This is a genomic window from Scopulibacillus darangshiensis (assembly GCF_004341035.1).
Taxonomy (GTDB): Bacteria; Bacillota; Bacilli; order Bacillales; family Sporolactobacillaceae; genus Scopulibacillus; species Scopulibacillus darangshiensis.
The window spans coordinates 46746-66123 of the sequence record NZ_SLXK01000015.1 but is presented as its reverse complement, the minus strand read 5'-3'; the positions used below and the strand labels follow the sequence as shown (position 1 = coordinate 66123).

Below are 19378 nucleotides of genomic sequence, written 5' to 3'. Positions count from 1 at the left end.
ACCCCTTTTTGTCCTTCATTACCCTTAGCAGTTTAATCCCCTCGCCAACATATCCGGAGAGGAGCTACCCAATTTATGTGGCTTTACGATCTCCACCATACGCAGATCGTTTCACTTCCAGATCCGAATCCCTTTTATAACATTTGTTGTATTATATTTAGTAAGAATGCAACCTGGTTGGATCAGGTGACGCCACTTTCCACTTCTTGTTTCGCCCAAATATTATCATTATTATAACAAAATTGGTGCGCCGTAAGCGTTGAAGGTTGCGTAATCAGCGCCCTAAGTTATTTACCTATAGCCTTTCGCCTCCTTGACTTTACAATATTTCTCCCTTATAATTCATAAAAATGTTTCAAAAATTATTTATACAGCTAAGAAAAGGACATGAATCATTCTTCATTTTCTTATCAGAGAACAGGGTCACCGGCTGAAAGCCCCGTAGAAAAGGGATTGATTTACCGCCTTGGAGCTATTATGGGGAAAGGTAATTTGCAAGTATCCATAATCGGGAAACCGTTATCTATATGAGAGTCATGTCCATTTTCTGTACATGACGGAATTAGGGTGGCACCACGACCGCATTCGTCCCTTTGCTGGGATGAGTGCGGTTTTTTATTTTAAAAATAAATAACAACAATGCGTTGATAAGGACATGAATCATTCTTGACTTTCTTATCAGAGAACAGGGTCACTGGCTGAAAGCCCTGTAGAAAAGGGATTGATTTACCGCCTTGGAGCTATTATGGGGAAAAGCGATTTACAAGTATCCATAATCGGGAAACCGTTATCTATTTTGAGCATCATATACACTTTTTGTATATGACGGAATTAGGGTGGCACCACGACCGCATTCGTCCCTTTGTTGGGATGAATGCGGTTTTTATTTATATATAAAATTGGGAGGAATAAAAAATGGCAATGAACGAGGAAATCGAAAAGCGCAATCACCGGAAATTAGGTCAGGAGCTGGAGTTATTTACGTCGATGGAGGAAGCCCCGGGAATGCCCTTTTTCTTACCAAAAGGAATGATCATTCGAAATGAGCTTGAAGCTTTGTGGAAAAATAAGCATCAAAAAGCTGGGTATCAAGAAATTAGAACACCAATTATGATGAAACAAGAGATGTGGGAACAGTCCGGCCACTGGGACCATTATCATGAAAATATGTATTTTTCTAATGTGGATAATGGGCAGTACGCCATTAAACCAATGAATTGCCCGGGTGCTGTATTAATTTTCAATAGTAAACGACGGAGTTATCGTGAGCTGCCAATTCGCCTTACAGAACTCGGATTGGTTCACCGCCATGAGCTTTCGGGGTCGTTAAATGGGCTATTGAGGGTCCGCTCATTTACGCAAGACGATGCTCACTTGTTCGTTATGGAGGATCAAATTGAATCTGAAATTAATAATGTTTTGGATTTAATTGACGATGTCTACTCGGAATTCGGTTTTGAATATAAGATCGAACTGTCTACTTGCCCAGAAAAGTACATGGGTTCTGCTGAAATATGGGAAAAGGCAGAACACGCCCTGGAATCTGTATTAAAGAAAAAAGGGCTGACTTATCAAATCAATCCTGGGGACGGCGCCTTCTATGGCCCAAAAATTGATTTTCATATCCTTGACTCACTTGGCCGGAGCTGGCAATGCGGGACAGTTCAGCTCGATTTCCAAATGCCCGAGAAATTTGATTGTCACTATATAGGCGAAGACAATAAACCTCATCGCCCGATCATCATTCATCGTGCTATTTACGGTTCTATTGAACGGTTTATGGCGATTTTAATTGAACACTTTGCGGGTGATTTCCCATTTTGGCTCGCACCAGTACAGGTTAAAATTTTACCAATTTCAGATTCCCATTTTTCTTATGCCAAAGAGGCTAAATTACAATTAGAATCTGTGGGATATCGGGTCGAGATCGATGACAGAACTGAGAAAATTGGATTAAAAATTAGGGAGGCTGAGTTACAAAAGATTCCTTATGCAATAATTGTCGGTGATAAAGAGGTAGAAAGGGCATCTGTAGCCTTAAGAAAACGCAAGGAAGGCAACCTTGGTAACATGAATATTTCAGAAGTGATTTACAGATTTAGTGAAGAAAGAGATAAGCGTTAAAAAAATAGGGAAATCCAAAAAGGACCTCACCTTTTTGGATTTTCTTATTGCCTCTTATTCTATCTTTTCCTTAATACCAGAAATGCATATGATCGTTTTGCTTTCTTTTGTTATCCTCAATGATGCGACTGATACGGAGATTGTCTTCATAACGATTAGATAATGCTTTTTTCCTGCGGGAAATTGAAACGGTGAACGAGAACAGGTCGAATGTTACCATCGCAGTTCCCTCCTTTTGTATCTTTGTCTTTCTCCGCTTACAATTTCAAATGGGCCACATTTGAAATATACGAATCGTCCCCCTCAGGGATATCAGTGTCTTCAATCTCGTTTTCTTCGTCATTGCCTTCGATAACCCCATTTTTGACACCTATTTTCGTTTGCAAAACACCGCATTGTTCACTGCTTCCTGTGGCCACTCCGTTAAGATCAAGTCTTTCCAATTTGTCATAAAGAACCTTTGGATCAACATTCCTGGCAACTTCCAACACACCGTTAACAATAAAAGTAATTTTGTTCTCTGTATAATCCAGTTCAGGTTGCGTCAGTTTGTGTTCACCCTCAACGACGCGAAGGGTTCCTGAATAAGCAACGACTTTAACCGATGGATCGCATTTTTGCAGGATGCCTGCCTTCAATTCGGTACGGCAATAAATCGCATCCTCCGTTTTGAATTCATCGATATGGTTTTTCACATCTTCTTTGCTGACACTCTCATCCAAGTAGATAGAACCTGCAACAAATAATTTAGCATGCTCATATCTCGCTATTTCACTTGCATCAAGGTGGATGTCCTCGCCGATATACGTAAAGCCCTTAGGGACGGTTATGATTTTTGAAGAGGTTTTGACTAATTTTGGGCTCAACACCTCTAGATAATCTTCTAAAACAACGGCACCGTTTAAAAATTGAATCTGATCCAACTTTTCATCAAACAGCGAAAGATCAAGATCCTCAATCATATTAACTTCTCCAGCCACCGCCAAATTCGTTTTTGATTTTAGTTGGCGGAGATAATCGTTGTCGATCGTCACCTCGCCGGTTTCCAACAAGGCATTGTCCATATAGGCAACCATTTTCCCATTATTTTGCTCAACCTTTTGTTGCAAGGCCGCCTGGACGCTCTCCGGACAATAGATCTTTCCGTTGATAAGCAGTCCGCTAATTGCTTGATCGATCATGTCGGCATTAACATCAGGTTTTACAATCATTTTTCCGTTTACTAGAAAAAACATCGGTTCTTTCATACTGGAGACAAAGCTGTCATCAAGTTCTAACTTTCCGTTGATTAAAGAAAATTTACCGGATACTTTGGCAGATGAAGCGATCTCGTGAAAAGAAATTTTCGCCATGAAAGGCTCGAATTTTTTATTGTACACCATAAAAGCAACTTTCTTAATCGCTTTGATTTCCTTCAACGTGTCTTCGGACGCCTCTGTTAAATCCAGAAATGCTATATTTTTAATGATCGTTCCCATTTGACCAACCTCCTGAAATTTATTTATTAATTTTATTTCTTAACAAACGGATCGCAGTTTGAAGACGATACCGGATTGTTGCATCCGATAAGCCAAGCGGCCCGGCAATTTGTTTGCTTGTTAAGCCAAGCCAATAGCGTTTGTACACGACATCGCGAAGATCAGAAGGCAATATTTGCAGCAATTCCTCCATTTCCACCACAGAATAGCCGTCTTGTTCAGATTCCGGTTCATCTTGTTCCCTAATCGGAACTTCAAAACGCTGTTTGCGAAACCGGTCATAACGGAGATTCCGCAGAACTTTAAACAGCCAAGCCCGCTGTTGATAATCGGTAAGTCTGCTCAAAGAATGCAGGTGGGTGAGTGCTTTCAAGAAGGTATCTTGCAACAAATCTTCGGCTTCCTTCTCGTTGCTAGCCATCGACCGGGCAAAACGCTCTAATTCCTTGTTATGCTTTTCATAAAGATCCTCAACTAGCATGGCATCAGCTCATTTCAAACGTTTTACCTGAGTATTTGATCCGTCTTCATTTGTATAACGTTTCAGGAAGGGAAAGTGTTGGAGGTTTTTTTGTTTTTTTCTGACACGTTCAAACAAAACTGGGAATCCCCTGGGGTTCAGCCCCAAAAGTTCCGTACTAACAAACCAATAATGGCTCCGATCACAACGGCTGGAAGAAACATTTTTATTAACTTAATCGATATGGCTGTGGAAAGACAGCCGATAAGAACCGGAAGTGAAATGATAAGGTGACCACCCGTTGGAACTAGGATTTGTTTGATGATAAGCGCCGATATAATTGCGACTGGCACATAATTAAAATATAAACGCAAGGCCGTGCTCATCTCTCGTTCTGCCATGACTTCTACACCAATGATCCGCGATATGTAAGTAGAAATGGAAAGCAATCCGATTAGAAGCCATTGATTAAACATTTCGCGACCTCCTCTTTAAATAAAGACCGACAAGAGGAGCTAAAACACCCGTGATAATGATCGTAAAATCATTGCCCGGCGTGACATATTCAAGTCCAACCGCTATAATTACCGCGGCTGCCGCCGTTGCAGATACCCACCTTAATTTCCCCCTTAACAAAAAAGCTGAACCGTCATGGTTTCAGCTTTTACGATTGCACAGCTTTGGTGCTTTATTCAGTCCATAGCCAATCCTCGCAAGAATTAGCCAGTTCCTGTAAGTCATTTATAAAAGTACTCACATGATAACCATCACAGACAGCATGATGAACTTGCAGCGACACAGGCAAAAGTACTTTCCCCTCTTGTGACCATGTAAATAAAAGCGGGATAAAGCTTAATTTTCTTATGCCGCAGCCTAGCTAACAACACAGTCACATTCAGGTTTGCAGTAATACTATAATACTATAAGAACATTTACCCGTCTTCATATAGTGATCGAAATAAGGCTTTCTATCCCAATGATCCACATCAATTCGATTAAAAGTCATCTTTATAATCTCCTAAAATTATGGAACTTTTATTTTAGGAGGTTCATTTCTCTGTTTTCACCAATAGCCTCACCCCATGGAGTTTTTTCATTACATTCATTATAATGAAAAAATAAAGAAGAAAAACACCCTTTGAGAATAAATCTCGAAGGATGTTTTCAAAAACTTATGAGCCGATCACACTCCGAATAAATTTCTCCAAATAGGCCACATCGGTAATGTGCTCATTACATTCATCACTGTCAACACACATATAGTTGCCGACTGCTTTATAATAATCTGGAGACGAGTTGGCAGGCCTAGATTTGGACTTTGCTGTAAACAAAGCAACCTTTCCATGCCCCTTACATAATGAGCATGTATTATCTTTATTAGCTATCGTATACCTGCCCTCGACGCCAATGATTTTTCCATTCAATTCATAGATGATAAACTTTTTATTTGTAGATATATCGACCCAGCTAAGATAAGTTAAGGATTGACCAGCAAGCGTCGATAAATTAGGCATCTTTAACTTTTTATTTTTGGGAAACAGCTTCCTGATCTGCTTTTCTGTGACATGTGGAAATGCCATCAAATAAGGCTCTAAAGAGCTCAGATACTCCTCGCAATCTTCTGGTGTTTTCAATTCAGAAATTCCCTTTAGAATTTGCATTTGGTTATCTGTAGCATCTGGAAATGCTTCTATTACTTCGAATTCCGTGCTGCACCTTACAGCTTCAATGACTTTTTGATCTGTAACAGTAGTCTGCGCATGCTGCAGGATCTGCGTTTGTTTCTTAATGTGGTTATATTGATGGTTCCTAATAAATGGTTCTGTCATACATTCCAACCCCTTATTTTTTTATTGATTAAAATAAGGTGCAAGGCCCCATAATTAGGAACGAAAGCTTACTTGGGCGATTTTGTCCTAGAAAATCCACCCATGCAAGGTATCGCCCTCAATCCAAGGCCTTGCATGGGACGCTGATAATTTTGGCAATCTCATATTATTTGCCAATTCAAACACCTCCCTATGGATATTTATTATAAATCAATTTAAACTGGAAATCATTCCTTTCCTGTTGATTCCTTATTTTTATGTTAAAACTTCCCCTGTTACTGCTAGATTGCTATATCACACAATTGGTGCTATTCTACGATTAAATCAAACGTGAGGTGATAGACATGCGGACACAGACTTGGGCATAACAGATTTATGACATCCATTCACGTAAATAAAAAAAGGAAGTGCACGCATGTCTAAGAATATTGATTATCCCAATCCAATACGTGATTTAAGCCGCAACAGTTTGCGTGCTGACTGCGAGAGGTGCTTCGGATTATGTTGTGTTGCACTGCCCTTCGCAGCTTCGGCAGATTTTACAATCGATAAGGATGCAGGCAAGCCCTGCCCCAATCTGCAATCAGACTTCCGCTGCGGCATTCACAAAGATCTCAGACAGAAGGGTTTTAAGGGTTGTACCGTTTTTGACTGCTTCGGTGCAGGACAAAAGGTTTCCCAAGTCACTTTCGGAGGGGACGACTGGCGTGAAGGTCCAGAGACGGCAAAGAAAATGTTCGATGTGTTTCCCGTTATGCAGCAACTTCATGAAATGCTTTGGTATTTGACCGAAGCCCTGACATTGGCTGCGGCCCGCCCAATTCACAAAGAGCTTGGCTCAGCGCTGCAAGAGACGGAACGACTAACTCAGCTTAGTCCCGATTCACTCAAAGAACTAGATGTTCCAGCACACCGAGCTAATGTCAACAACCTGCTATTAAAAACGAGTGAACTCGCTCGTGCCAAGAAAGGCAAGAAGCCTGACCGCCGGGGAGCTGACCTTATGGGTGCAAACCTCAAAGGTACCGATCTCAGTAGGGCTAATTTAAGAGGAGCTTACCTCATTGGTGCTGACCTCCGAGATGCCGACTTAAGAATGGCAGACCTGATCGGGGCTGATTTCCGAGACGCCGATCTTAGCGGAGCAGATCTCACCGGGAGTATCTTCCTCACCCAAGCCCAGGTTAATGCAGCAAAGGGTGATACAAAAACGAAACTGCCTTCCCCACTCACCCGACCAACGCATTGGCCTGCTTTTGGGTAATTTACTTATTTATAATACTTAATGACCTGGATTTAAAGGGCGACTTCTTAAAAGAAGTACGCCCTTTACAATTTCACTTCCTATGCTGTTGGGTCCATTCCTTTACCATACGCTTCGGTGCGGCGCGTAAATATGCTTCTTGAATCAGTTCCGTCAGCTCTTCCCAGTCTTCATTACGCGGGTTTCGAATAGATACCCAGCCGTGGCGGCCTATATACGGTGTTTTGAAAAACTGCTCCTTCTGCAGCAACAACACTTGAGTTTCTTGATCTGACTTAAATGATAAGGTTGTGCCTTCCTCGCTCTCACCTAATCTCACAAAGGATTTTCCGTTTATTTGAAAAGCCGCATGACCAAAACCGTCGATATGCTCCGCGGCTTCCGGAAGTGCAAGACAGATCGTGCGCGCGTTTTTTAGCATATCTGCTTTTGTTTGTGATGTCACGACTCTTTCACCTCTTTAATTAATGCCACTCTAGATTACGCCCATCAGGATACACTTCTTGTTGAAGTGACTCATCCGTCAAAGCCTCTAATACCTTTCTGGTGTACCGCTTTCCAAATCGTCCATCTATCTTTTTCCACTATCGGTTCATTGTCTTTATGATCTAATTGTCCTTTTATATACCCTTCAAGATCCTCGATTTCTTTATCACTTAATTCGTAAAGAATGGAACGGCCGGTTCTATTGACTATATCCTTAACTAAATCGTCTATTCCATTGTATGACTCCCTTGTTTCCCATAACTTATATTCTTTTGAGTCCGTGAATCCGGCATCACCTAGTACTTTATACACTTTTTCGCTTGTATACCGTCTTGAGGTTTCTTTATTAATTAATTCAGGATACTTTGAGAAAAAGAATCCTCTTATATGTGTAGAACTCCCTTCAAGCAAGCAGTCTTCCGGCGTTCTGTCTTGAATAAGGCAGATTCCGGCTGGTTTTAATAGACGGGAAATCTCCTTAAAGCAGGTATCCAAATCTTTAATATGATGAATAACTGCCCTTTCCAGAACAATGTCATATTGTCCTGTTCCTAACTTTGTATCCAAGGCATTGCCTAGATTAAAGTCGATATTAGAATAGCCTTTGCAGTTCTCTCTTGCGGAAGACAGTTGCTGCTCGGAGAAATCCAATCCGGTAACAGCCGCTGCCCCCATACCCGCAAGCGCTTTAGAATATATTCCGCCTCCACATCCAATGTCCAATACCTTTTTCCCTTTAACATCGCAAATATCCTGTATCTTATTTTCCCAAGTTAAGTCAGCATCTCTAGAAGAATAGGTCGACCGGTTATCTTCACTGTGAAAATTTATCACCGAAATACCCCTCCTTCGTTATTCTCAGCATAATTTAAATACCCCAATAACAAAATATTATATTTATTATAACTAATGATAAAGAAAACTCGCCGATTGGCGAAGACAGAGGCGTAGTTGCACTTATGTGCGTCAGAAAGTTATACTTTCTGATTAACTAAGAAAATCTTATTTACAGGAAGAGCATGGGATACCGAGTGTGGCTTTCTTAATGCATACTTTGACAAATTAGCGCATAAAAAAGAATCCTTCAGACTCGGAGGATTCTCACGTTTATATCTATACGTTTTTCAGCATTCAAATTGCAAAATTTAAGTGATTGGATCAAGATCTTTCACTTTTGTATTTTCTACAATCAAAGGCATATAAAAATAAGGACGCCGCGATTGGGTTAATTTTTCTTGGTTAAACCAGTGATCCTGTTGAATCGTTTCAAAATTAACGAGTATAGCTTCCTCCCTATTTTGAGATCCAATTTTCGGTTCATCCAATCCATAATAAGGATCTAATGTATATAAACCACTGCCGCCTTTAAATGAGTATTTTCCTCCAACAAAGTTTGAAAATATTGTATAAGCCTGCGCGCCAATCGACACGTCATCCCACAAAACAATAGCGTTTTGCGGATACTTGCTTTCAGAAATATTTTCGTTGATCTCCCGGGGGCCGCTGTATTGCCCGTACCAAGATGTTGGAATGGCAAGAATATCTGCCCTTTGAATAGCCAATGATCCATAGGTCTCCGGAAAAAGGACATCATCACCAATTAAAAGGCCTATGCGACCTAAATCTTCTATTTCGAAAACAGATAGCTTTGATCCAGCCTCAGCCCAATTTTGTTCTTCTTGGTTCAAATGGGTTTTTCTATATTTGCCCTTAATTTCACCCATCTTACCGATGAGAAGCGCTGTATTATACAAATGATCGTTATCTTGTTCTACTATCCCAAAAACAATAGATGTGTTAAACCTTTTCGCCAATTCGGACACAAATTCATATGACATGCCATGATTAGTTTCTGATAATTGATGGGCGAATTGATCCGTCACAGGACCCGTAAAGGAAAGTTCAGGCAAGACTATAAGCTTAACTGGGTTATCACTTTCCTCAACAGCCCTTGTAATGAGCTCCCTTACTCTCGCCATATTCGCTTCTTTATCACTTACGGGTGTATATTGCACAGCCAAGGCTGTCACATTCTTTGGATCCGTGTTCTTTGTATAATCCCATGGTTGAATAAATTGTACAATTTCTTTATACAACTCAGGGCGCCTTGAAATTAATAATCCTTTATTTTCATTGTTATATTGTTTGGGATCAATATCACCATAAATGAAATGAGTTTGATCTATGTCTGTTTCTTCATTAGGAGAATATGGGCCTTCAGCTAATTTCTGTCCCATCGGAGACCAAATGGCACTGGCGCCAATCATATGAAACCCATTTTCAGTATTCGAACGGTTTGCGCTGATCACATAAAGCCCATTTTGTTGTGCTCGAGCAGGAAGTGTCGAAATAGCCTGCGATGAAGAATTCGTATGAAAAGCTAAGATATCCGCTCCCCTAATAGCTGCAAGTCTGGCGGTTTCGTAATAAGAAGAATCCATACAAATGTTCATTGCTATATTACCAATATTCGTATGGAAAACAGGCACGCCTAAATCGCCCATTGCAGCCCAGTGAGCCTCTGCTTCCCACAAATGTATTTTTCTATACTTCCCAACATAACCTTCGGGACCAATAAGCACAGAGGTATTATAATAAATATTCGTTGCTGGATCCTTTTCAGGCATCCCGAATGCTATATAACTGTTATATTCACTTGTTAATAGGCTGAAAAACTCAGTCGTCGTTCCAGGAATAGGTTCAACATAGGGCAGGATATCATCCCTATCTTTGAATAAATAGCCGGTAGTCGCCATTTCTGGTGCTACGACTAGTTTAGCTCCATTTTTAAAAGCTGCCTCAGCATCACGATAGAGTCTATTTATATTTTCTTTTTTCTCTCTTAGCATAGGATTAAATTGCAGCGCGGCCGCCTTAAATGACTGATTTACACATTTCATACAACATTGCTCCTAATTTATTGAATGGTTAAAAATAGAGGCTCCTCTATAAAATGAAAATTAATATTTTTCAAGTTTAAGCCGTGCATTTTTAAGATGAAGTGACATGGCCTCTTTCGCCGCCTCTTCGTCTTGTAACCTAATGGCTTCAGCTATGTTTTCGTGTTCTTGTAATACTTGTTGTCTTTTTTGATAGAGGCCGACGTTTTTCTTTAAGGAGAATTTAGTGGCACTATAATACAAATTTGAGATACCATCCATCGTTTGCTGTAATACTGGGTTATGTGCCGCTTTTACTATAGCAGTATGGAAATCAATGTCCTGCTTATGTCCAATCGACTCTTCATTGTCAATAGCCAGACGCATATCATTTAGCGCTTCTTGAATACATTCAAGATCTCTGTCATCTCTTCTTTTGGCAGCCAGAACCGCCGTTTGCGATTCTAAAATTATTCTAACTTCAAGAAGATGGAGCACTTCATCAATGTTAACCATTTCCAATGTCGTTTTTTCCATTAAATTTGTAATTGAAATAGGTTGAACAACACTGCCGCCGCCTTGTTTGGATTTAATGACACCGCTGGCTTCCAGAACCCTTAGTGCTTCTCTAATAGGGGGACGGCTGACATTAAACATCTCCGATAACTTTGTTTCCGCTGGAAGTTTCTCCCCCGGCTTATACTTCCCTTCTTTTATCATTTCTTTTATCCAATCAGTAATTTGTTCTGATACTTTTTTTCTTTCAATTTTCAGGACTCATCACTTCTTTCTTAGAGGTACACTTGAATTGAATCATTTTATTCATTGCTTCTTTTCCTCATTAGATACTCAAAGCAATTTAAAATACTTTCATCATACTTATATTACAAGTATACATAGGAAAAAAGCCTTTGGAAATATTTAATTCGTTAAAATATTTACGCATTATTTGAAATCGCTGTGACTTGTCGTTCTTTGGAAACAGGTTCCGCTTCATGCAACAGTTCAACGAGGTGAACGGCACGCATCTTTCCTTGTAACCCTTCCCTTTGTATACCCAATTTCATTTGCAAAAGACAGCCAGGGTTTGTTGTGACAATCGTATGTGCCCGGCTTACCTTAACATGCGTCATCTTCTTATCTAATATGTCCATTGCATCATCATAGTTCAACATGTTATAAATGCCGGCTGAACCGCAACAACGGTCATATCCTTTGAATTGTCTATATTCAATGCCTGGTATAGATTGCAGCAGCTCAAATGGTTCCTTAGTTACCTTTTGGACATTGATCATATGACAAGACGTTTGATATGTGACAATGTCGTTGATCGGACGTGTAAATTCTATCTGATCTAGCGCTTCATAGAGTATTTGACTTACATCCCTGGTCTTCTCTACAAACGATTTGGCCTTTTCTTTCCATTGCTCGTCAGTAAATAACTCTTCATATTCAACGAGCCTCGCCCCACAGCCACCAGCATTATTAACGATAACGTCGACATGCTCTTCCTCAAAGGCAATCATATTTTGTTTTGCTAATTGCCTAGAACTTTCAACTTTCCCTGAATGGGCATGAAGCGCACCGCAACATGTTTGGGTTTCAGGAATGACGACATCACAGCCTGCTTTAATGAGTAACTCGATTGTTTTTTTATTAATCTCGAAAAAGACACTGTCCATTATACAACCGGTAAAAAAACCAACCCGCATACGTGTCTCACCCTCGGCTTTAATAACCTTTGGCCGGGACTTTCTTTTTGTTGGCGAAGGGAGATCGGGCAAGACCTTTTCAAATTGATCCAAATGCAACGGTGCAATACTCGTCATTTTTATTTTTTGAGCCAAGCTCTGTAACCCCGATTTTTGATACAACCAAGAAACATTTCCGATCCGCTTCATCCATTTGCGCGAAGGGAAGACTTTGTCAAAAATAAGGTTCTCCACCCATTCTTCTTTCTTGGATTTTGTACGCTTCTCTTCGATAACATGTTTTGCACCTTCGAGTATTTTGCCGTACTGTACATTTGTTGGACAGACAACCGTACAAGCATTACATCCCAGGCATTTATCAATAGGTTCTTTTAAATCTTCAACACTAATTTTCCCTTCCGCATACTCTTTGACTAAATTAATTCGTCCCCTTGGCGAATGGGTTTCCTTTTTCATGGTTTCATAGGTGGGACAAGCGGGCAGACAATAACCACATTGAACACAGTCAAATGTTTTATCATAGTTAATTTTTTCTTGTAGTTGTTTAAGTTCCTTATCCATGGCTTAACACCAACTCATTATTTTGATCCGATGTGAATATTTTCCCTGGGTTTAAAATGTCATTGGGATCCCAAGCCTTCTTGATCCGTTTCATCATATCAAGACCAGCTTTCCCTAATTCCATCTCCATAAATGGCGCTTTCATGGTGCCGATGCCATGCTCACCGGATAATGTTCCCCCGAGGCTGACAGCCGCTTCAAAAATTTCCGCAACGGCCTTTTCCACCCGTATCATTTCTTCTTTGTCCCGTTTATCACAAATAATGTTTGGATGAAGATTACCATCACCCGCATGGCCAAAGACAACAAGATTGACATGGTATTTTTCTTTTATCGCATTTAGCTTTTCAATCATTTGAGGAATTTGGCTCCTAGGTACTGTCGCATCCTCAGAGACCTTTGTTGGTTTAACCCTTGTTATCGCTGGAGACACTAGTTTTCTTGCCATCCATAAATGTTGTTCTTCTTCTTTTGTTTCTGGAATCACAACATCTGTTGCACCAAGTTCATTTAATATGCCATGGATTTGATTAACTTCTTCGTTAACCGTTTCCTCATGACCATCGACCTCAATGAGTAATATAGCTTCGGCATTAACCGGAAGCCCTATTGGTTTGAAATTTTCAACCGCTTCAATAGAGGCCTGATCCATTAACTCTATTTTTGCCGGCAGAAGACCTGATGTTAATACTTTGGAAATGGCCTCTCCCGACGTAACAACTGAATCAAAGACCGCCATCATTGTTTTAGAAAACTGTGGCTTAGGAATAATTTTGAGGACAGCTTCAGTAATAATCCCTAAAGTGCCTTCAGAACCAACAATTAATTTTGTAAGATCATAACCTGTCACATTCTTTATCGTTTTACCGCCGGTTCGAATGATTTCGCCTTCCGGTGTGACAACTTCTAATCCAATGACATAATCTTTGGTGACACCATACTTCAATCCCCTGGGACCACCTGAATTTTCCGCTAAATTTCCCCCAATTGTTGAAACATGCGAACTGCTCGGATCGGGAGGATACATTAACCCATATTTGCCAGCTGCTTCGTTGATTGCAGACGTTTTGACCCCTGGTGAGGCGACAACAATAAGATCCTCGGGGTACACTTTTAAATCATTGTCCCATTGAGCCATATCAATGACGATGCCGCCTTTGACAGGCAAGGGACCCCCGCTTAGGGAAGTCCCTTGTCCTCTTGGATAAACCGGAACGGCATATTCATTTGCTACCTTCAGTATTTTAACAATTTCTTCTTTGGTATAAACTTGAATGACTGCTTCAGGTACAAATGAACCAAATGAAGCATCAAAACTATAACTATGGGTATCTTTTGTTTCGGTCATTACCCGATCATTACCAAATTGTGATTGTAACGCGTTAAGCCAATCTTTACTCATTGCTCTTCACCAAAATCCAATAATTGTTTTGTATTATTCACAAGCATTTGCTGAATATCTTCTTCTCTAATGCCCTGATCCAGTAATTTTTCAATAAACTCACTTAAAGCTTCAATCGGCGGGATATGGTGTTGTTGCCCATAATCAGTCACAAGGACACATGAAGAAGCCCCCAATTTTTGAATGCTATCTGCCATTTGCTCAATCGAAATACTGTTAAAATCAGTGCTGCAGGCTAAATAACATTTTTCAAGTATACATCCCTTTTCAGCGAGCTCTTTTTGCATTTCAAATGGAATTTTTGCGATACCTAAATCGGCATGTTGAATTAATATTCTTTTAACCCCGATATTTTGAGCTTCATTAACCAAAATTTCCACTTCATGCGGTGATAGATGTCCGGTCGCTAAAACTGTATCTTTTTCGGCAATCAGTGATAGAATTTCATTAACCTCTGGCAATAATCGCTCATTTTCATCTAATATTTTAATCCCATAAGGCTGATCAAGCGGTTGATCACTATTAAACAAATTGCCTGTAGACCGAGCACTATAATAATCCTGGTGTTGCTTCGCAGATATTGTGGGCATCCAAATAACCTTTGCGCCCATCTGAAGCGCCATATTAACGGTATATGGGGATAATCCACCACTAAACAAATTACAAACTAATCCCCCGAATATCTTTAATGATGGATATTTCTCCTGCAGCAAAGTGGCACGATCATAGGTCTGCCCTTCATGGGCCTTCAAAACGACACCGCCCATACCCGCCTGATAGGCATCCTCAATTAATTCCCAGTCTGTCTGTTTTCTAGGGAAAATGCTTGGTGAACTGTGAACATGTAATTCAATTGCGCCTTTTAATAGAGGATGAAAGTTTGTTTGAGCTTTCATATAAAGATCCTTCCCTTTAATTAAAGTTGAGTTCTTTTACTTCCTCATTTTTTTCTGATAAGTGTTCGTTGAAAAAAGCAAGTAGATGGGTCATTAACTTTTGAAACTCTTCGTGTTCAGAGTACATAAAGTCATTATGTTTACCATCAACTGTATATAGAGTTTTAGGCGTTTCAGCGGCTTCATATAAAGCTGTCGCTTCCTCATATGGATGTAAGAGATTGTCTTTACCATGTCCGATAAATACAGGGCGAGGTGAAATATCTTTTACATACTTCTCTACATTCATTTCTATAATACTATTTGAGAATTCTAATCTGGTTTGTTCCCCGAAACCTTTGATTTGCGCCAACTCTTTTTCAACATAATCTTCCGTTGCCGGATCCAAAGGATAATGAATGAAAGTGTCAGCTAAATGGGATTCTCCAGTCATCACCTTATTGACTTTATCCTCTTCAACAGATTCTAAAATATTTACCCAATCTTTGTAAGGGTGAATGGCCTTCAACCATCGTGCACCATAGTAAAAACCATTTAATGCAGCAACCGCCGATACTTTCTTATTATGAGCTGTAACATCAATCACGTTCGAAGCGCCCATACCCCAACCAATCAAACCAATGCGTTCAGGGTCTACACCATCTTGCTGTTGCAAAAATGTAATAGCATTATTTATATCTTCCACTTGTTCTTTTAAAATAACATGCCCTCTATCTCCTTCACTATCTGCAAAACCTCTGTAGTCAAAACCTAAACACACATAACCAGCCTTTGTAAGTTGCTTAGCGAACATCTTCGGATAGAATTCATTAAATCCTTGATAACCTGAATTCGGAATAATTGCTGGACGTTTTTCTCCTGGTTGAAAATCCTCAGGAAAATAAAGAGATCCATCTAATTTAAAGCCTTCGCTGTAAAAACTAATTTTCTTTTCAATCATTTTTAACCCTCCAAGGTTATTAAGTATTTTTTATAAGGATCAAAGCATATACGAAATTTTAATAAATTCGACCTTTTCTATTCCTCAGTTTATAAAGATGAATTCACCACCAATACCAACAATACTCTGTTGCCTTGTAACCTGATGTCATTATTAAAGAAAGCGTTAACAACAAGTTGTAAGACAAGTATACAATATAATTTAAAATACGTAAACACATTATTTAAAATTGTGCAGACATTAAAAAATATCTTTATATGTGAGTGACGTTAGACGCAACTTCCGGGTAAACCGCAAAAATACCGGTCAAATGACCGGTATTAATTTCTTGCTTTATTCATTGAATGGCTTTGTTCTTCTCAGCGCTTTCTTTGTCATGTGTATCATGCGCTGATTCATTTAATGACACGCCTTTTGTTTCGGGTGCCCAAAAGATTGTCACAATGGTACCAATTAACAATACTGCTGTTAGGGCAAGAATTGAAACGGTTATTCCAAAAGCATTAATACTGATAGGCAAGAGAAACGTTCCGAGGGCTGAGCCAAGCCGGCTGCAGGATGTAGCCATTCCAACCCCAGAGGAACGAACTTCCGTTGGAAATACCTCGGACGGATATACCTGTGTAAGATTGCTGACAGCCGACATAATCAGTGTGAAAATTATAAAACTTATGATCGTAAAAGAAAGAGAAATACTAGGCAACACACCAAGACTGAACAACGATATTGTCAGGATGACAAAAGATCCGATCAAAAAAAATCTTCGCGAAAATTTAACCGTAAACAAAATACCTAATAGCCCACCAATAAGCAGAAACGCGTTTAAAAGCAAATCTGTCATAAAGTCTTCTTTTAAACCCATATGCGCTAATATGGATGGGAGAAACGTATAGATGGCAAAGTACGGAAGGGTAAGACAGACGTAAAACAATGCACTAAATGCCGTACGTTTCCCAAGCTTCTTGCTAAAAAGTGCAGAAAAATTACTTGGAAGTTCTTTGATATTTTCAGCTAATTCGACATTGAAACCAACGTACTTCCTCACGATTTGCCTAGCCTCTTCAATCCGCCCTTTGCTTACAAGCCATCTTGGTGATTCAGGTGTACCAATTCTCAACAGAAGAATGATCAGGGCCGGAATACAGCTGCTCGCAAGCATCCAGCGCCATGCATCGGGGCCAAGATCCTCTAAATAAAAACCGACAAGAGTTGCAGCGACATAACCGAACGTCCATAATGCGCTTAGAGATCCGAGAATATGGCCTCGATACTTTTTTGGTGAAAATTCAGCAAGAAGCGTGACTCCTACGGCATAATCTCCCCCGAGCCCGATACCGATGATAGTCCGCAAAATAAACAGTTCTACACCATTATCTACAAAAAACTGCAAAAACGACGCAACGGTGATCAATAAAAAGTTAAAAATGAATATTTTATATCTGCCAATACGGTCGGACAGCCAACCTAATACTAGACTGCCTAAAAACAGTCCAATGAGAGCTGAACTCCCAATTAGCCCTATCCACACCGCATTAAGATTCATTTGTTTGGCAAATAGTGTAAGGGCGATACCAATGATCCCAAGGGCGTAACCATCACTGAAATTCCCCCCGAAAGTAAGAGCGGTAATTTTTATATGAAACTTATTAAGAGGCGCATCATCTAGCATAATATTTTTTTCCATAAATCTCCTTTCCCCTTTCTAAAAACACAAAATGGATTAAACCCTTTGAAAACAGAAAAAGCAACAAAATGTTTGCTGCTTCTTCATTATCATTTTACTAAAATAGTAATGGCTTCTACCTGTTCATTTAGAATTTGGGGCCATCAATGCCCCAACCAATCAAGCTGATATTTCAGGGAACATTATTTCTCCTGTTTAATATGTAAAACTTGCACACCTGAAGAAAGCGTTAACATTTAGTTGTAATACAAGTATACAATATAGTCCTGATCAAGTAAACATATTATTTAAAATTGTATAAACCATAAAAAATATTAACTAGCAGGAGCAATGTGTCATAGGGTACTATAAAAAAGTTTATGGTTATTGGAAAGGACCGGTGTGGAGCGTTTTTACTCCACACCGGTCCTCATTTAGTCTTAGCTCGAATAGACATCCTATTTCCTTATCTCTCTTTTATAATGTCATTGACTTGAGCAATGATGTCTGAAATGATCACACTTGCCGGCTGCCCTTTGCTTAGACGTGGGCTTTGACCACTCCAAAGGTGAAGCCATTCGGGTCGATTTTGTCTTGCCGCTTCACTGCGAATTTCTTTGGTTAAGGCATTTTGCACCGGATAATCCGGCAGCTCATTTTCATATTCAGCCATTCTCTCCATAAACTCATTCTGAATCCCTCTAGCTGGCTTGCCGCTAAATACTGAGGTGATCATAGGTTCTTCTTCAGTACCGTTCAAAATCGCCTCTTTTTGTTGCTTTTTCGCACCACTCTCTTGGCTTGTGACAAAGGCGGTCCCCATTTGGGCGGCCCCCGCTCCTAAGGTCAGCGCTGCCAGAACACCTCTCCCGTCCATAATACCGCCTGCAGCAATCACTGGAATATTAACATGATCGACCGCTTGCGGAATGAGTGACATCGTTCCAATCATCGCCTTTTCAAATGGCCCCGAAAAAGTCCCGCGATGCCCCCCGGCTTCACTGCCTTGCATCACGACCATATCCATGCCAATCTCTTCATTAATGATCGCCTCTCTGACAGTTGTCGCCGTCCCGATGACAACAATATTTTCCTTTTTTAACTTTCTGATGATGTCTTTTGCAGGCACGCCAAATGTAAAACTGCAGACCGGCACGCGTTCTTCCAAAATAATGGCGATCTGCTTTTCAAAAAGAGATGCCGCCTGCTTTTTGATTTCCGGTTCAGTTAGTTGCAGTTCTTCTCTAAAGGGGCGCAGCCACTCATTTGCTTTTTCAATTGTTTCTTCTGATACATCCGGTATTTCAGGGATGAAGATATTAACACCGAAAGGCTGGCCCGTGAGCTGTTTGATCTCCTGAATGGCCTCTTTCGTCTGTTCCGGACTCATATAACCCGCCCCTAGGGTTCCAAGCCCTCCGCTATTTGAAACCGCCGCCACTAATTCTGGTGTCGTCGTGCCCCCAGCCATCCCAGCCTGTATAATAGGATATTTAATGCCTAGGTCTTGTGTAAGCTTATTCTCATACCACATCCAACCACTCCTCCTAGCGATTTTTAGCAAAATCTTTTATATTGATTATAGTTGTTAAAAATCGGCACGTAAAATGATGTTTTATGTTATTTATCATCACTAATATTGATGTCTAGCATAGCCTGGAGGGGGTTAAGTCTGAAATCGCAA

The 19378-nt window shown here is 40.2% G+C and carries 19 protein-coding genes, 1 pseudogene and 2 other annotated features; of the genes and pseudogenes, 3 read left to right on the top strand and 17 right to left on the bottom strand.

Annotated elements, in window-relative coordinates:
• Positions 1-367 precede the first annotated feature (367 nt).
• Positions 368-596 (top strand) — a binding site (T-box leader).
• A 39-nt stretch (positions 597-635) separates the two neighbouring features.
• Positions 636-865 (top strand) — a binding site (T-box leader).
• 50 nt (positions 866-915) lie between these two features.
• The gene (gene thrS, locus EV207_RS11680) at positions 916-2124 is read left to right on the top strand and encodes a threonine--tRNA ligase (protein WP_132746333.1); all 1209 of its coding nucleotides are present in this window, start codon (positions 916-918) and stop codon (positions 2122-2124) included.
• A 70-nt stretch (positions 2125-2194) separates the two neighbouring features.
• On the opposite strand, the gene EV207_RS11675 is transcribed toward thrS, so the two are convergent.
• The 4 genes from EV207_RS11675 to EV207_RS11660 form a co-directional block, all read right to left on the bottom strand.
• The gene (locus EV207_RS11675; protein WP_132746332.1) at positions 2195-2344 is read right to left on the bottom strand and encodes a YrzI family small protein; all 150 of its coding nucleotides are present in this window, start codon (positions 2342-2344) and stop codon (positions 2195-2197) included.
• Between the two features lie 37 nt (positions 2345-2381).
• On the bottom strand, positions 2382-3602 hold the full coding sequence (locus tag EV207_RS11670) for a hypothetical protein (protein WP_132746331.1): 1221 nt from the start codon (positions 3600-3602) through the stop codon (positions 2382-2384).
• 19 nt (positions 3603-3621) lie between these two features.
• Positions 3622-4083 carry an RNA polymerase sigma factor gene (locus EV207_RS11665; protein WP_132746330.1) on the bottom strand — a complete coding sequence of 154 codons (462 nt, stop codon included), beginning with the start codon at positions 4081-4083 and terminating at the stop codon, positions 3622-3624.
• Between the two features lie 137 nt (positions 4084-4220).
• Positions 4221-4538, bottom strand: coding sequence for an AzlD domain-containing protein (locus EV207_RS11660; RefSeq protein ID WP_132746329.1), 318 nt, complete (start codon positions 4536-4538; stop codon positions 4221-4223).
• Between the two features lie 50 nt (positions 4539-4588).
• Between EV207_RS11660 and EV207_RS23040 the strand changes: the two genes are divergently transcribed.
• Positions 4589-4765, top strand: a complete 177-nt coding sequence (locus EV207_RS23040; protein WP_165886919.1) for a hypothetical protein — start codon at positions 4589-4591, stop codon at positions 4763-4765.
• Here the strand turns inward: EV207_RS23040 and EV207_RS23905 are convergent.
• The 3 genes and pseudogenes from EV207_RS23905 to EV207_RS11640 form a co-directional block, all read right to left on the bottom strand.
• Positions 4751-4891, bottom strand: a pseudogene (locus EV207_RS23905) (CatA-like O-acetyltransferase); the annotation flags it as partial. The gene EV207_RS23040 and the pseudogene EV207_RS23905 overlap by 15 nt on opposite strands.
• Positions 4892-4957: 66 nt before the next feature.
• Entirely contained in the window at positions 4958-5068 is a 111-nt protein-coding gene (locus tag EV207_RS23900) for a CatA-like O-acetyltransferase (RefSeq protein WP_424511366.1), read from the bottom strand.
• A 166-nt stretch (positions 5069-5234) separates the two neighbouring features.
• The gene (locus EV207_RS11640) at positions 5235-5891 is read right to left on the bottom strand and encodes a FusB/FusC family EF-G-binding protein (protein WP_132746328.1); all 657 of its coding nucleotides are present in this window, start codon (positions 5889-5891) and stop codon (positions 5235-5237) included.
• Positions 5892-6306: 415 nt separating this feature from the next.
• On the opposite strand from EV207_RS11640, the gene EV207_RS11635 reads away from it, so the two are divergent.
• Positions 6307-7155 (top strand): pentapeptide repeat-containing protein, encoded by an 849-nt coding sequence (locus EV207_RS11635; protein WP_132746327.1) that lies wholly within the window; start codon positions 6307-6309, stop codon positions 7153-7155.
• A gap of 73 nt (positions 7156-7228) precedes the next feature.
• Here EV207_RS11635 and EV207_RS11630 read toward each other — a convergent pair whose 3' ends face one another.
• The 10 genes from EV207_RS11630 to EV207_RS11585 all read right to left on the bottom strand — a co-directional run bounded on the left by EV207_RS11630 (position 7229) and on the right by EV207_RS11585 (position 19228).
• Positions 7229-7600 (bottom strand): MmcQ/YjbR family DNA-binding protein, encoded by a 372-nt coding sequence (locus EV207_RS11630; RefSeq protein ID WP_243647028.1) that lies wholly within the window; start codon positions 7598-7600, stop codon positions 7229-7231.
• 71 nt (positions 7601-7671) lie between these two features.
• Complete coding sequence (locus EV207_RS11625) at positions 7672-8475, bottom strand: class I SAM-dependent methyltransferase (RefSeq protein WP_132746326.1); 804 nt, start codon at positions 8473-8475, stop codon at positions 7672-7674.
• A 311-nt stretch (positions 8476-8786) separates the two neighbouring features.
• Complete coding sequence (locus EV207_RS11620) at positions 8787-10541, bottom strand: nitrilase-related carbon-nitrogen hydrolase (protein ID WP_132746325.1); 1755 nt, start codon at positions 10539-10541, stop codon at positions 8787-8789.
• Between the two features lie 60 nt (positions 10542-10601).
• Complete coding sequence (locus tag EV207_RS11615; protein WP_279389189.1) at positions 10602-11261, bottom strand: FadR/GntR family transcriptional regulator; 660 nt, start codon at positions 11259-11261, stop codon at positions 10602-10604.
• Positions 11262-11458: 197 nt separating this feature from the next.
• Positions 11459-12793: a (Fe-S)-binding protein gene (locus EV207_RS11610; protein WP_132746323.1), complete on the bottom strand. Its 1335-nt coding sequence runs from the start codon at positions 12791-12793 to the stop codon at positions 11459-11461.
• Positions 12786-14195 (bottom strand): FAD-binding oxidoreductase, encoded by a 1410-nt coding sequence (locus EV207_RS11605; RefSeq protein ID WP_132746322.1) that lies wholly within the window; start codon positions 14193-14195, stop codon positions 12786-12788. The genes EV207_RS11610 and EV207_RS11605 overlap by 8 nt, the downstream gene beginning before the upstream one ends.
• Positions 14192-15091: a DUF6282 family protein gene (locus EV207_RS11600; RefSeq protein ID WP_132746321.1), complete on the bottom strand. Its 900-nt coding sequence runs from the start codon at positions 15089-15091 to the stop codon at positions 14192-14194. The genes EV207_RS11605 and EV207_RS11600 overlap by 4 nt, the downstream gene beginning before the upstream one ends.
• Before the next feature lie 16 nt (positions 15092-15107).
• On the bottom strand, positions 15108-16031 hold the full coding sequence (locus tag EV207_RS11595; protein ID WP_132746320.1) for an alpha/beta hydrolase: 924 nt from the start codon (positions 16029-16031) through the stop codon (positions 15108-15110).
• Between the two features lie 337 nt (positions 16032-16368).
• A complete protein-coding gene (locus EV207_RS11590; protein WP_132746319.1) occupies positions 16369-17715 on the bottom strand; it encodes an MFS transporter in 1347 nt (448 codons plus the stop codon).
• 445 nt (positions 17716-18160) lie between these two features.
• Positions 18161-19228 carry an NAD(P)H-dependent flavin oxidoreductase gene (locus EV207_RS11585; RefSeq protein ID WP_132746318.1) on the bottom strand — a complete coding sequence of 356 codons (1068 nt, stop codon included), beginning with the start codon at positions 19226-19228 and terminating at the stop codon, positions 18161-18163.
• Positions 19229-19378 lie beyond the last annotated feature (150 nt).